Origin of the sequence: Campylobacter concisus (assembly GCF_002912425.1) — a bacterium.
GTDB lineage: Bacteria > Campylobacterota > Campylobacteria > Campylobacterales > Campylobacteraceae > Campylobacter_A > Campylobacter_A concisus_AH.
The window spans coordinates 1-12,402 of the sequence record NZ_POYR01000023.1 but is presented as its reverse complement, the minus strand read 5'-3'; the positions used below and the strand labels follow the sequence as shown (position 1 = coordinate 12,402).

General features: G+C 39.3%; 17 protein-coding genes. 4 read left to right on the top strand and 13 right to left on the bottom strand.

Annotation, left to right across the window (positions count from 1 at the left end; translation table 11 throughout):
* The 11 genes from CYP84_RS01275 to CYP84_RS01230 all read right to left on the bottom strand — a co-directional run.
* A partial coding sequence (locus CYP84_RS01275; protein WP_219809651.1) for a pyrimidine dimer DNA glycosylase/endonuclease V occupies positions 1 to 274 on the bottom strand: 274 nt, incomplete at its 3' end.
* Positions 275 to 512: 238 nt separating this feature from the next.
* Positions 513 to 755, bottom strand: a complete 243-nt coding sequence (locus CYP84_RS01270) for a helix-hairpin-helix domain-containing protein (protein ID WP_103636405.1) — start codon at positions 753 to 755, stop codon at positions 513 to 515.
* A 207-nt stretch (positions 756 to 962) separates the two neighbouring features.
* Positions 963 to 1,643 carry an orotidine-5'-phosphate decarboxylase gene (gene pyrF, locus CYP84_RS01265; RefSeq protein WP_103636404.1) on the bottom strand — a complete coding sequence of 227 codons (681 nt, stop codon included), beginning with the start codon at positions 1,641 to 1,643 and terminating at the stop codon, positions 963 to 965.
* Positions 1,640 to 2,035, bottom strand: coding sequence for a transcription antitermination factor NusB (gene nusB, locus CYP84_RS01260; protein WP_021089355.1), 396 nt, complete (start codon positions 2,033 to 2,035; stop codon positions 1,640 to 1,642). Before nusB ends, pyrF begins: the two co-directional genes overlap by 4 nt.
* A gap of 1 nt (position 2,036) precedes the next feature.
* Complete coding sequence (gene ribH / locus CYP84_RS01255; protein WP_103558932.1) at positions 2,037 to 2,507, bottom strand: 6,7-dimethyl-8-ribityllumazine synthase; 471 nt, start codon at positions 2,505 to 2,507, stop codon at positions 2,037 to 2,039.
* Between the two features lie 60 nt (positions 2,508 to 2,567).
* Entirely contained in the window at positions 2,568 to 2,891 is a 324-nt protein-coding gene (locus CYP84_RS01250; protein ID WP_103636403.1) for a DMT family transporter, read from the bottom strand.
* Positions 2,888 to 3,217 (bottom strand): DMT family transporter, encoded by a 330-nt coding sequence (locus tag CYP84_RS01245; protein ID WP_103636402.1) that lies wholly within the window; start codon positions 3,215 to 3,217, stop codon positions 2,888 to 2,890. Before CYP84_RS01245 ends, CYP84_RS01250 begins: the two co-directional genes overlap by 4 nt.
* A 4-nt stretch (positions 3,218 to 3,221) precedes the next feature.
* A complete protein-coding gene (locus CYP84_RS01240) occupies positions 3,222 to 3,578 on the bottom strand; it encodes a hypothetical protein (RefSeq protein WP_180996354.1) in 357 nt (118 codons plus the stop codon).
* A gap of 9 nt (positions 3,579 to 3,587) precedes the next feature.
* Positions 3,588 to 3,740: a hypothetical protein gene (locus CYP84_RS10655; protein ID WP_180996353.1), complete on the bottom strand. Its 153-nt coding sequence runs from the start codon at positions 3,738 to 3,740 to the stop codon at positions 3,588 to 3,590.
* A gap of 15 nt (positions 3,741 to 3,755) precedes the next feature.
* The gene (gene kdsA, locus CYP84_RS01235; protein WP_103636401.1) at positions 3,756 to 4,556 is read right to left on the bottom strand and encodes a 3-deoxy-8-phosphooctulonate synthase; all 801 of its coding nucleotides are present in this window, start codon (positions 4,554 to 4,556) and stop codon (positions 3,756 to 3,758) included.
* Positions 4,557 to 4,566: 10 nt separating this feature from the next.
* A complete protein-coding gene (locus CYP84_RS01230; protein ID WP_103614578.1) occupies positions 4,567 to 5,457 on the bottom strand; it encodes a DMT family transporter in 891 nt (296 codons plus the stop codon).
* A 152-nt stretch (positions 5,458 to 5,609) separates the two neighbouring features.
* On the opposite strand from CYP84_RS01230, the gene der reads away from it, so the two are divergent.
* The 4 genes from der (at position 5,610) to CYP84_RS01210 (ending at position 9,469) form a co-directional block, all read left to right on the top strand.
* Positions 5,610 to 6,998 carry a ribosome biogenesis GTPase Der gene (gene der / locus CYP84_RS01225; protein ID WP_103636400.1) on the top strand — a complete coding sequence of 463 codons (1,389 nt, stop codon included), beginning with the start codon at positions 5,610 to 5,612 and terminating at the stop codon, positions 6,996 to 6,998.
* Positions 6,979 to 7,500: a shikimate kinase gene (locus CYP84_RS01220; RefSeq protein ID WP_103636399.1), complete on the top strand. Its 522-nt coding sequence runs from the start codon at positions 6,979 to 6,981 to the stop codon at positions 7,498 to 7,500. Before der ends, CYP84_RS01220 begins: the two co-directional genes overlap by 20 nt.
* A 554-nt stretch (positions 7,501 to 8,054) precedes the next feature.
* Entirely contained in the window at positions 8,055 to 9,020 is a 966-nt protein-coding gene (gene trpS / locus CYP84_RS01215) for a tryptophan--tRNA ligase (RefSeq protein ID WP_103636398.1), read from the top strand.
* A gap of 8 nt (positions 9,021 to 9,028) precedes the next feature.
* Positions 9,029 to 9,469 (top strand): copper resistance protein CopD, encoded by a 441-nt coding sequence (locus CYP84_RS01210; protein ID WP_103636397.1) that lies wholly within the window; start codon positions 9,029 to 9,031, stop codon positions 9,467 to 9,469.
* A gap of 26 nt (positions 9,470 to 9,495) precedes the next feature.
* Here CYP84_RS01210 and CYP84_RS01205 read toward each other — a convergent pair whose 3' ends face one another.
* Positions 9,496 to 12,252, bottom strand: coding sequence for a type III restriction-modification system endonuclease (locus CYP84_RS01205; RefSeq protein ID WP_103636396.1), 2,757 nt, complete (start codon positions 12,250 to 12,252; stop codon positions 9,496 to 9,498).
* A 2-nt stretch (positions 12,253 to 12,254) separates the two neighbouring features.
* Positions 12,255 to 12,401, bottom strand: coding sequence for a hypothetical protein (locus CYP84_RS11185; protein WP_430393503.1), 147 nt, complete (start codon positions 12,399 to 12,401; stop codon positions 12,255 to 12,257).
* Position 12,402: the final 1 nt, after the last annotated feature.

The window sequence follows — 12,402 nt, the reverse complement described above, 5'->3', positions numbered from 1 at the left end:
CGGCGATCTTGGATAAAATTTCTGCGTCAAATTTGCCAACTTTTGCAACATCAAATTTATATCCACGAGCGCAAGCCTCTTTATAAACTTCCAAAAGATAGGTATTTATAGCATCGATAGAGTTTTCATGAGTGTAAAATCTAATTAATTGTGGGTGGTTTTTATAGCCTTTTGTCAGCCCCTCTAAAACATTTTTAGCCAGCAAAGCCTCTCTCCACAGAGCCACAAGACCCTTTACGTCAAGATATTTAAAATTTATCGTCCAGAGTCTCATTTTTACCTTATTTATATAATTAAAAATATTAGTTACCCTTTGCTATCTATGGTTTTTGTTTTACTAAGTCAAAAAGTCAACTAAAAAGTTCTGATAATAATAGTTTGCTATTATTGTAATAGTTTGTGATTTTATGCATAAAGGCTTTAAAATAACGTTAAAATCGTAGCTCAATGTTTGCAAAAGTTGATAAAAGTTTGTGATTGTTTGTAAATAGTGGCTACCAAATTTTAAAAATTTAATCCTTCCAAAGCCACCATTTTAGCTTGGTTTTATCTGGGTGCGGAGTATTTGCGTAATAACAAACCATGCGGTAAACATAGAGGATGCACCTATCACTGCCGCGACCAAGCGCCTTTGTGCGTTCAAACATCTCCTCAGGGTTCGCGCCCTTTAGCGAAGCGATATCCTTGTAGCCAAGTGCCAGTAGATCGGCCTGCGTCGCATCTCCGACATAGGGGATTTTCTTAAAATCGCTCAAATTTACCTCAAATTTCTTTTAAATTCCGCCAAGCTCGCCACTTTGAATGAAATTTTATTCGTGCGCTACAAAGCTTGCTAAATTTCATCTTGCTATTGCTTTCAGTCGTCGTCCAAACCATGATCACGCAATGATTTAATTAAAATTTATTACGCGAAAAGCCATGCTTAAAATGATTTTAGATCAAATTTTATGCAAGTTAGGGCGCTAAATTTGCTCCAAAATGCGTTCGCAAATTTCTCTTGGGTTTGTGTTTTCGTAGATCGGCCTGCCAACGACAATAAAGTCGCTGCCCTCTTGCTTTGCGCTAACTAAATTTGCAACCCTCTTTTGATCGCCCGCACTCTCGCCAAAAGGCCTAACACCAGGGCAAAGCGTGATGAAATTTTTATTTGTCACGTCTTTTATGAGCTTGCTTTCAAAGACCGAGCAGACCATGCCATCAAGCCCCGCTTCAAAGCTCATCTGGCTAAATTTCCTAACCGAGCGAGATAACGTATCGTTATAAACCGCTTCAAATTCGCTCTCGTTAAAGCTAGTAAGAGCTGATACAGCAAGCACCAAAGGGCGATTTTGCAGCGCATTAAGACGCTCCATCACAGTTTTCATCGCTCTCTCGCCAGCGCTTGCGTGCAAATTTATCATATCCACGCCTATCTTTGAGACGACCTCAGCGGCGTCTGCCATGGTGTTTGGGATATCATAGAGCTTTAGATCAAGAAAGATTTTAAACTCCCCTGCTCCTTTTAGCTCCTCTATAAATTTAGCTCCGTCTCTAAGATAGCTTCTAAGCCCCACTTTTAGCCAAAGATCAAGCCCTTTTAGCTCTCTTACAAGGGCTAAATTTTCATCCTTGCTCGCCATGTCAAGAGCGACGCAGAGCCTCATAGATCGCCCTTTATCTTATCTAGCACGCCGTTTATAAATTTTGGCGCCTGATCGCTTCCAAGCTCCTTTGCAAGCTCGATCGCCTCATTTATGATGACAGCTTTATCAGTTTGGCTAAATTTCATCTCATAAAGCCCAAGTCTAAGGATAGCAAGCTCTGTTGCGCCAACCTTGCTAAAGTCGCCATCTTTTAGGTGTGGCTTTAAAATTTCATCTAGTTTTTCTTTGTTTGCTAGCACCTCTTTAAAGGTCTGCTGCGCCTCATTTTTGCGCTCGTTTCTTATCTTTTTTTCTTCTAAAAATTCCTCTTCAAACTCCGTAGTTACGGGATTTATCTCGTTTGAGTAAAGTAGCGAAACTATGGCTTGTCTCACTTGATGACGTGTGGCCATTTTACTCTCCTAGTTTTTTGTATAAATTTAGCATCTCTATAACGCCCGTCATCGCTTCAAAGCCCTTGTTTCCAGCCTTGCTGCCAGCTCTCTCGATCGCTTGCTCGATGTTATCTACCGTTAGCACGCCAAATGTGACTGGTTTTGCGTATTTTAGCGTCACGTTTGCGATGCCTTTGGTGGTCTCAGCGCTTACGTAGTCAAAGTGTGGCGTTGCGCCTCTTATCACCGCTCCCACACAGCAAACCGCGTCAAATTTACCGCTTGCAAGCACCTTTTCAAGCGCCATAGGTATCTCAAATGCGCCAGGGACTAGCACTAAAGTTAAATTTTTCTCGTCGCCACCGTGACGTAAAAATGCGTCTTTTGCACCCTCTACCAAGCGGTCTGTGATGATGTGATTAAACCTTGCGTTGATGATCGCTATCTTCTCATCGCCTTTTAAAGCTAAATTTCCTTCGATTATTTTCATCTTTTCTCCTTTATTTTTTATGCAAGTTTAGCAAAAGCTTGTTTAAAAATAGACCCTTCATCAAACTATCTTTAGCATGATGACGCTAAAGATAATGAGCGCTAAAAACAAGGCTTTTTTAAAATTTATCTTCTCACCTTCAAAAACTACGCCAACCACGACTGCTCCGATCGCTCCGATGCCTGTCCAGATCGCATACGCCACCGACATAGCGATAGTTTGCATAGCATAGCTAAGTAGCGTTAGAGAAAGGGCGAAATTTCCAAGCAAAAGGATGAAATTTGCCCACTTTTTTATGCCTGCGCTTTTTGAAAATTTCGTGATAAAAAAGACGCCAGAGACCTCGCAACATCCAGCCAGTAAAAGCGCTAAAAAGTGGATCATTCTTTTATGCCTTTTAGCCCAAGCACACCTAAAATTAGCGCCGCTATAAAAAATAGCCTAATGAAATTTGGCATGATCCCGCTTGCTACGTAGTCACTAACGATCTCAGCTATCACGATAAAAACCGTTCCAAAGCCCACAAATACAGCATAAGAGATACTTACAGGCAGATATTTTAAAGCCTTCATAAACGAGACAAAACTTATGCTTACAAGCAACGTCGTAAGCAAAAATTCACTTAAATTTGACGCGTGTTTTAGCCCATACGCCCAGCCACACTCGGCCACCGCACCTAGAAATATCCATAAAAAGCCTCTATTTGACATAAATTTACTTCATCTCTTTTATAGTGCTAACGATCTCTTTTATATTTACGCCAATCGCCTTATTTTCAAAGCTATCATCGTTATTTTGTCCAACCAGCCCCTTTAAATTTCCAAAGACTCCAGGGTTAAACCTTAGCTCGCTAGAGCCATAATGCCTTAAAACTTCGCCATTTCTAACAACTTCTACCTCGTAAGTAAGGTAGATATTGCCCATCCTGTCGCTTTTAGCAAAGGTCGCCTCACCTATAAATTCCCTGCGGTGAGTTATCTTTATCTTTAGCTCGTCGCTAGAATTTGGATCTAGCAAATTTTCTTTTGTAAGCGCCTCAGTGATTTGCTTGTTATACTTTTTCTCGATCATTTTTGGGCTTTAATAGAAAAATTTTGTCGGTTCGTGGCGCTGCACATGAGTGTAGCTAATGCCCTCAAATTTATACTTGCCAGCAAGTGGCACCTTTGGCTGAGATGAGCCACAACCTACTAAAAACAACACTCCTAAAAGTAGCGCTAAAATCCTTTTCATCCCTCTCTCCTTAGTTTAAAAATTTAAAATTTCCTCTATCTTTAGCGTGTCATTTACGACCTTTTCAAGCTCGTCTAAATTTAGCATATTTGGTCCATCGCAAAGCGCTTCGCAAGGGTTTATGTGCGTCTCATAGAAAAATCCATCCACCCCAACGCTAGCTGCTGCCCTTGCAAGATAAGGCACAAACCTAGCGTCACCGCCACTTTTTTCACCAAGTGAGCTTGGCATCTGCACGCTGTGGGTCGCATCAAAAATGACTGGCGCAAATTCTCTCATCAGCACCAAATTTCTCATATCAACGACTAAATTTCCATATCCAAAGGTACTTCCACGCTCGGTTAGCCAGACGCCATTTGCCTTTGCGACCTCGTATCCATCGCCGCTCACACCTCTTGTTTCAAGCACCTTTTTAACAGAGTGTTTCATCGCTGAAGCTGCTAAAAACTGCCCTTTTTTGATATTTACGACCGCTTTTGTCTTTGCAGCCGCCACGAGCAGGTCAGTTTGACGGCACAAAAATGCAGGGATCTGCAGCACATCAGCCACTTCGCCAACTGGCTGAGCTTGATAGCTCTCATGGATATCGGTTAAAATTTTAAAGCCAAATTCTTTTTTCACCTCATCTAAAATTTCACAACCCTTTTCTAGCCCAGGGCCACGAAATGAGCTAATGCTCGTGCGATTTGCCTTGTCAAAGCTAGACTTAAAGTAAAAATCAAGCTTTGGATTTTCATTAAATTTAACTAGCCTTTTTGCCACTTCAAAAACAAGCTCCTTACTCTCTATCACGCAAGGTCCAGCGATTAAGATCATTTTTTCTCCTTTATTTTTCTTTAACAACTAAAATTCCACTCACCACTACTAGCAAGATGCCCAAAAGTGCCAAGTGATTTGGCAACGCATCGCCCATAAAATAGCCAATGATAAGCGTAAAAATGACGTCAGCGTAGCTAACCGCAGCGATCACACCAGCTTTTTTGCCAACTGCAAATGCCTTTGTCATAAACGCCTGAAAATAGTAGCCGCTAAGCCCCATCAGCAAGATAAAAACGACGTTGTGCCAGCTTGGCATAGCAAATTTAGAAAATAAAAAATCCAGAGGCTCATAGGTGAAAAACTCAGCCATCCCCATGCAAATAAGCGGCAAAAACGAGCCCCAAAGCATGAAGCTTAGCACGATGATATTTGTGCCGTAGCTCTTGTTTAGCTCCTTGACACTTGTGTAGGCAATAGCCGCTCCAAGGCCGCTCCAAATGCCGATAATATCAGTTTTATTGATACCTAAATTTGGCTGGATAACGAGCAAAATTCCGCCAAATCCTAAAAAGACAGCAAACCAGCCAAGCGAGCTTAGACGCTCCTTAAAAACAATGGCTGCGAGAATGGCTGTAAATATCGGGTTTGTCTTTTGAAAGGTAAAGGCTGTGGCTAAATTTACGTGCGCTACGTTATAAAAAAATGCAAAAAGCGCCACCGTGCCAACAAAACCGCGAAACATCAGCAAGAAAAAGTGCCCGCCAGTTTGTTTAAATGGAAATTTATAGATGGCGTAGATGACGATGAAAAGTCCGATCAAATTTCTAAAAAAAACAACTTCGATAGAAGGCATATCTTTACTCAGATACTTTGCAAATGCGCCAGTCACGGCAAACATAAAGCAAGCAAAGAGCATATAAAAAATGCCAAGATGTGAAATATAAAACCTTTTTAACATCGCAAAACCTCTAAATTTAAAGCACTCATTTTAATAAAAAATGGCTTAAATTTTGGTTGATTTTTTCTTTTATTTCGGCGCTTTTAAGCGTAATTTTATACTTTATATAAGAGAAAAATTTGTATAATCAGCCATCATAAAAAGGACAAAATTTGCAAAAAGTAATATTAGTAGGCAAGCCAAATGTCGGCAAAAGCTCACTTTTTAACCGCTTAGCAAGAAGACGCATCGCCATAACAAGCGACGTTAGCGGCACTACAAGAGATACAAATAAAGCTAAGATCGAAGTTGAGGGCAAAGAGTGCATATTAATCGACAGCGGCGGGCTTGATGATAGCAGCGAGCTTTTTAAAAACGTAAAAGCAAAGACCTTGGCAGAGGCTAAAAACTCAGACGTTATCCTCTACATGGTCGATGGCAAAATGATGCCAGATGACGAGGATAGAGCCATTTTTTACGAGCTTAGCAAGCTAAATTTACCAATCGCTCTAGTCATAAATAAAATAGACAGCAAAAAAGACGAGCAAAGAGAGTGGGAATTTGTAAGTTTTGGCGCAAAAAACGCCTTTGGAATTTCCGTAAGTCACAACACCGGCGTTGATGAGCTTAGTATGTGGCTGGCAAAGCACATAGAAGATAAGGTGCAGATAAAGGCCGATTTGAACGATGATTTTGATGATTTTTTAGAAAACTATAACGACGAGGGCGAGCTAAGCGACGAAATAGACTACGAGAGCAAAAACATAAGAGTTGGCATCATAGGCCGTGTAAATGTCGGCAAAAGCTCACTTCTAAACGCCCTTGTAAAAGAGAGCCGAGCCGTTGTTAGCGACATCGCAGGCACTACGATCGATCCAGTAAATGAAATTTACGAGCATGATGGCAGGGTTTTTGAGTTTGTCGATACTGCTGGTATCAGAAAGCGTGGCAAGATCGAGGGTATAGAGAGATACGCGCTAAATAGAACTGAGAAAATTTTAGAAGAGACAGACGTCGCACTACTCGTGCTTGATAGCTCTGAGCCACTAACCGAGCTTGACGAGCGTATCGCTGGCATCGCCTCTAAATTTGAGCTTGGCGTCATAATCGTGCTAAACAAATGGGACAAAAGCAGCGAAGAATTTGACGAACTTTGCAAAGAGATAAAAGATAGGTTTAAATTTCTCGCATATGCGCCGATCATCAGCGTTTCGGCACTTGGCGGCAAAAGAGTGCATAAAATTTACCCGCTCATAGTTGAAATTTACAAAAACTACACCCAAAAAATTCAAACATCAAAGCTAAATGAAGTGATCGGCGAAGCGACCAAAGCGCACCCACTGCCACGAGATAAAGGCAGGGTCGTGAAAATTTACTACGCAGCACAGTTTAAAACCGCACCTATCATGATAGCACTCATCATGAACCGCCCAAAATGCCTGCACTTTAGCTACAAACGCTACCTAACAAACAAGCTTAGAGAGAGCTTTAACCTAACTGGCGTGCCTATCGTGCTAATCCCTAAAAAACGTGGAGAGAGCGATGAAAACAAAGAACAATAATATCGTTTTGATAGGGTTTATGGGCGTTGGCAAGGGCACGACTGCAAGGGCGCTAAGCAAGGCGCTAAAGACGTTGAATCTTGACTGCGACGACTTGCTAGAGAGCTCACAAAATATGAAGATAAAAGCTATCTTTGATGAATTTGGCGAAGAACATTTTAGGCAACTTGAAAAAGACCTTGCTAAATTTCTAGCCACAAATGTCAAAAATGCGATCATCTCGACAGGTGGGGGCTTTGCAAAGGTTAAAAATTTAAACAAAATAGGCACCGTAATCTATCTAAAAGCAAGCTTTGATGCGATCATGCAAAGGCTAAAAAATAGCAAAAATAGCGAGAAAAAGATCGCTAAGCGCCCACTTTTAAGCGACCTAAAAAAGGCTGAAGCGCTGCATCTGGAGCGAGAGAAGCTTTATGAAAAAAAGGCTGATTATATCGTTGAAGTCGAAGGCAAGACCCCAAAGCAGATCGTAAAAGAGATAAGGATACTTTTAAAAGTTTAGTTGCAAAGTGGCGTGGGCTGCTTGCAACGATAAATTTCAAGATCAGGCTAGATGGGTGTCTAGTGTGGTGTTGGAATTTGTGATGTTTGAGCTAAATTAAACGTTTTGTAGTGAGAAATTTTGGCGAAGTTTTGAGATAAATTTTTGCTTCACTTTGATAAAGCGCTAAAGCGACAAATGTTGTGCGGTTAAATTTAATAGGCATTTAGCCTGCAAGCTAAATTTTAAGATCAAGCTAGACTAAAAAGTCTGACGTGATGTTGAAATTTAAGAAGTTTTTAACAAAGGATTTTTCGTTTAGGCAAGACGAAATTTTGTTTTTAAGTGAGGGCTAGATAGATGGTCTGCCAGTTAAATTTTAAGATTAGATTAGATACAAAAATCTAATGTAACGTTAAAATTTAAAAAAGCATTTTGGCGAAGTATCGTGAGATGATTTTGATAGTTGTGTAGAAATTTTAAGCCGAGGCTAGACATATAGTCTGCCGAAAGCTTAAAATTTCAAATCTCTATCAAAAGCGCTCGCGAGAAAAAGCCAAATTTGAAAGGATAAGATGAGAGTATTAACCGGCCTCCAACCAAGCGGAAAGCTGCATTTAGGCAACTATTTTGCCTCGATAAAGCAGATGGTTGATATGCAAGAAAAAAACGAGATGTTTATGTTTATAGCAAACTACCACGCGATGACCAGTCTTAGCGAGGCAAAGGCGCTAAAACAAAACACATTTGACGCTGCGTGTGCCTTTTTGGCGCTTGGGATCGACCCAAACAAAAGCATTTTTTGGGTGCAAAGCGACGTTAAAGAGGTGCTTGAGCTTTACTGGGTGCTAAGCCAGCACACGCCTATGGGCCTACTTGAGCGCGCACACAGCTACAAAGACAAGGTCGCAAAGGGCCTTAGCTCGCACCACGGACTCTTTAGCTATCCAGTTTTGATGGCAGCTGATATCTTGCTTTATAACGCGCAGGTCGTGCCTGTGGGTAAGGACCAGATCCAGCACGTAGAGATCGCGCGTGATATCGCGATCAAATTTAACAACGAACATGGCGAGATTTTCACTCTGCCTGAAGCAAAGATCGATGAAAACGTAGCCACCGTGCCTGGCACAAACGGCGAAAAGATGAGCAAAAGCTACGGCAATACGATCGATATCTTCGCGGACGCCAAGACGCTTAAAAAGCAAATTTCAAGCATTGTAACTGACGGCACACCGCTTGAAGAGCCAAAGCAGTGGCAAAACTGCAACGTCTATAATATCGCAAAGCTTTTCTTAGACGAGAGCGGCCAGCGCGACTTGCAGGCTAGATATGAGCGTGGCGGCGAGGGACATGGGCACTTTAAAGCCTATCTAAATGAGCTTGTTTGGGACTATTTTAAAGATGCAAGAGAGAAATTTGAGCACTATCAAAATAATCCTGATGAGGTGGCTAAAATTTTAGATCTAGGCGCTAAAAAAGCTCAAAATATAGCTCACGAAACGATAGAAAAAGTGCGTGAAGCAGTTGGAATTTACAGATAAGGAAAAAAATGCAAAATTTATATCCCTACGCGCAGATAATCCACCTTTTTTGTGCGATCATATTTGTTGGCTACCTATTTTTTGATGTGATTATCTTAAGAGCAGCGAGCAAAAAGATTCCGCCAGAGCTTGCGCAAAAGGCAAAGCAAGCCATCGGCTCGGTAGCTGTTAGGATCATGCCTATTTGTCTGCTACTTTTAGTTCTAACTGGTGGCATAATGATGAGTAACTGGGTTGGCAGCAAGGCTGGAGGCTACTTTGAGACAAATTTACAGATCACTTTTATGATCAAATTTTTCTTAGCGATGGTGATCGTGGCTGCGGTTATAGTAAATTTGAGTTGCAAATTTATATTTAAGCGCCCTAGCCCACTTGGCGACATCCACCCTATCGCACTTACGCTTGCGGTGCTAATCGTTCTGCTTGCAAAAGTTATGTTTATGGTTTAAATTTAGAGGCTAATTTTGCCTCTAAATCATAAAGACTTTTTTATAACATCTAATATTTTTTCATTTTCAAATTGCGTTTCAAACTTCACGTCAAATCCGCTACTACTAAAAAGCTCTTGTGCATGCTTAATCTTTTGCTTTTCGCTTAGCGCAAGTTCGCTTTTAGGTTTATTTTTTGTTTCTATGATGAAATTTAGTCTGCTTTTACCATCTTTTTTATTTATTATGTAAGCAAAATCTGGCGAATACGTACCGCCACCTGCTACTGGGATTTTTATCGAATTCTTTGGGATTTTTGTAAAGACAACTACTTCTGAGATCTCCTCAATAATATTTTCTTTCTCAAGTTCTGAGTCATAAAATATCTCATCAAACAAATACTCTTTTGCTGACTCGCCTTTAATGCTTTGCACACCAAGATCTTTAGCGCTTACATCTTTTACATCTCCTTTTTCATCTGTAAATTTTGTTGGATGTACACTACTTTCTACTTTTTTATAAGAGATGCTAAATTTGCTTATCGCATTTTCTAGCAAGTAGCGATTAAATTCATTTTTTAAGGCATATATCGTAGATAAATTTAAATAATTTTTTATATCTACTTCTTTACATTTTTCAAATGCAATATACAACGTATCTAATCGCACACATATCACGTCACTTAATTTCACTAAAAATTCTTTATAAGTCAGTGTATTTATAGGCTCTATCTTATCTTCTACACTACTTATATTTACGACGCTCATACCACTTTTTGTAGCATTTACGCCAAATCTCTGCACCTCAAGCCCATTTGGTTTAAATATATCTTTTCTATTAGATAAAAAATCACTAAAAATTTTACCAAATTCGCTTTCATCTTTTATCATATATTGTAGGATCGCTCGCTCGTTTAGCCTCTCCCAAAGCTCTTTTAGCTCAGTAAACATGGCAGGTCTTATCTTCACACCTTTTTTCTTGTCTTCGACGTTTCTTATCTTTTGCGATAAATTTCCGTTTCGTAGCGGATAAATCTCTTTAAATTTTTCGTATCCACCTTCTAAAAATTTATTACTTCTGTTAATAGCACATTCTTCATCAAGTCTTTTTAAAATTTCGTCTTTGCTTATACCAAATTTCAAAGCCACAAGCCTTATCATTTCTTCAGTAAGTTCTTCTTTATTTAACTCAGTTTCAACACTTTCATTTATCTCGTTTATCAAGCTATTTGCAAAGTCCTTTTCTTTAAAATCAACAATATAGTTAAGCATAAATTTATCATCTTTTACACGAGCCATATACTCATTTACAGGCAGTCTTAGCCCACGCCCTACTTCTTGTAGCTTACTTGTATTTGAGCCACTACTTCTTAGTTTGCAGATAGTAAATACATTTGGATTATCCCAGCCTTCACGTAAAGTCCATTTTGAAAATATAAAACGTCTTGTGTTATCTAGGCTTAACAAGCTCTCTTTATCGTGTAAAATTTCATCTATCTCTTTTTGTATCTTCTCGTCTTTATCATCATTATCTTTTGAAAAGTATCCACCATGAGTTAAAGAGAGATCGTCAAGCGATTTTTTTAAATAATCTTTATAAAATCCAGGCTCTTCTTCTTTATAAATTTGCTCCATTTTTGATTTTATAAGTTTTTCAAATTCAGCTCTAAATTCTCCTTTTTTCTCACGGTAGCTATCTATATCATTTATAAAAAATAGTGCAAGCGGTTTTATACGAGGAGATCTCTTCATCAGCTCACGCTCATTTTTAAAGTGCGCATCTACAGCAACTTCTAACATCTTTTGTTGAAGTGTTTGCGAGTAGCTAAAAGGGTTTATTTCATCCCCTCTTTTCATCTCTAAGCCGTTATTTAGTAACACGATTTTTGTATTTAGTTTCTCTATCCTAATGCCACTTAAATTTTCATCTATTAACTCCAGATCATCACCCTTACCAAGATCATAAAACTTGCTTTTTCTATCAGCTTTACGCTCAAATTTAGCAATCGTTCCGTTCGTAGATACCAGCCTTGCGCTTACATCAGCCGCCTCGTCAAATTTAGCTACATAAACCTCTACGCCTTTTACTAGATCCGCATTAAAAGCATCAAGTGCATTTAACTCATAAATTTTATTTTCAAACTCTTTAAAAGTAGCGCCGTATCTAAATGTAAGTCGAGCGTTAAATTTCTTCAAATTTTCCCACGTTTTATTTTCTTTATCAAATTTATGTGGTTCGTCTATTATCAAAATAGGCCTTATATGTGAGATAGCCTTAAAAGGATTTGATATCTCGTCAAAAAGAGTTACGTCAAATTCTTTTTGCATTGTTTGAGAGTTTATCATGCCTTGATTTATCACAAGCACGTGTATAGCATTATTTTCGCTAGCTCTTGCATACTCGCTTATCGCACTTGGCATACGCTCTTTTTTATCGTTTTGCTTTGCGCTCTCGACTAGATAAATTTTGATATTTTTAGAGTAGATATCTCTAAAATGCTCTCTAGTAGCTTCTGAGTTTAAAAAGCTCATCGTTCCGGCTTTTATAGAAAGCGTCGGCACTGCGATTATAAATTTAAAAACGCCTGAGATTTTATTTAGCTCAAACATCATTTTCGTAAACGTATACGTTTTGCCAGTTCCAGTTTGCATACAGATGTCAAAAACCTTGTTTTTGCTTTCTATTAGAGGATTTTGCTCTGCGTTTAGGCTCGTTTTTATATCACATCCAACTAAAGCATCCATCACCGCATTTATTGCTTCATTTTGATGAGGCAAATCTTTTTCGTAATTAAATCCAGCCATTTTTAATGCCTTGCAATTAAGCTTATTTGCAAATTCTTTTTATTTGCATAATTTTTAATAGCTTCATCTAGCTCACGCCATCTCGAGCTTTCGAAATTCGGCTCGTAAATTACTATTTTTTCAGGCGCAAATTCTTTATCGCTATCTATT

What these genes read in the sequence shown, in the direction of transcription:
- pyrF (WP_103636404.1), bottom strand. Translation starts at nt 1,643, where the DNA reads ATGAGGCTCTGCGTCGCTCTTGACATGGCGAGCAAGGATGAAAATTTA.
- nusB (WP_021089355.1), bottom strand. Translation starts at nt 2,035, where the DNA reads ATGGCCACACGTCATCAAGTGAGACAAGCCATAGTTTCGCTACTTTAC.
- ribH (WP_103558932.1), bottom strand. Translation starts at nt 2,507, where the DNA reads ATGAAAATAATCGAAGGAAATTTAGCTTTAAAAGGCGATGAGAAGATA.
- CYP84_RS01250 (WP_103636403.1), bottom strand. Translation starts at nt 2,891, where the DNA reads ATGATCCACTTTTTAGCGCTTTTACTGGCTGGATGTTGCGAGGTCTCT.
- CYP84_RS01245 (WP_103636402.1), bottom strand. Translation starts at nt 3,217, where the DNA reads ATGTCAAATAGAGGCTTTTTATGGATATTTCTAGGTGCGGTGGCCGAG.
- CYP84_RS01240 (WP_180996354.1), bottom strand. Translation starts at nt 3,578, where the DNA reads ATGATCGAGAAAAAGTATAACAAGCAAATCACTGAGGCGCTTACAAAA.
- CYP84_RS10655 (WP_180996353.1), bottom strand. Translation starts at nt 3,740, where the DNA reads ATGAAAAGGATTTTAGCGCTACTTTTAGGAGTGTTGTTTTTAGTAGGT.
- kdsA (WP_103636401.1), bottom strand. Translation starts at nt 4,556, where the DNA reads ATGATCTTAATCGCTGGACCTTGCGTGATAGAGAGTAAGGAGCTTGTT.
- CYP84_RS01230 (WP_103614578.1), bottom strand. Translation starts at nt 5,457, where the DNA reads ATGTTAAAAAGGTTTTATATTTCACATCTTGGCATTTTTTATATGCTC.
- CYP84_RS01220 (WP_103636399.1), top strand. Translation starts at nt 6,979, where the DNA reads ATGAAAACAAAGAACAATAATATCGTTTTGATAGGGTTTATGGGCGTT.
- trpS (WP_103636398.1), top strand. Translation starts at nt 8,055, where the DNA reads ATGAGAGTATTAACCGGCCTCCAACCAAGCGGAAAGCTGCATTTAGGC.
- CYP84_RS01210 (WP_103636397.1), top strand. Translation starts at nt 9,029, where the DNA reads ATGCAAAATTTATATCCCTACGCGCAGATAATCCACCTTTTTTGTGCG.
- CYP84_RS01205 (WP_103636396.1), bottom strand. Translation starts at nt 12,252, where the DNA reads ATGGCTGGATTTAATTACGAAAAAGATTTGCCTCATCAAAATGAAGCA.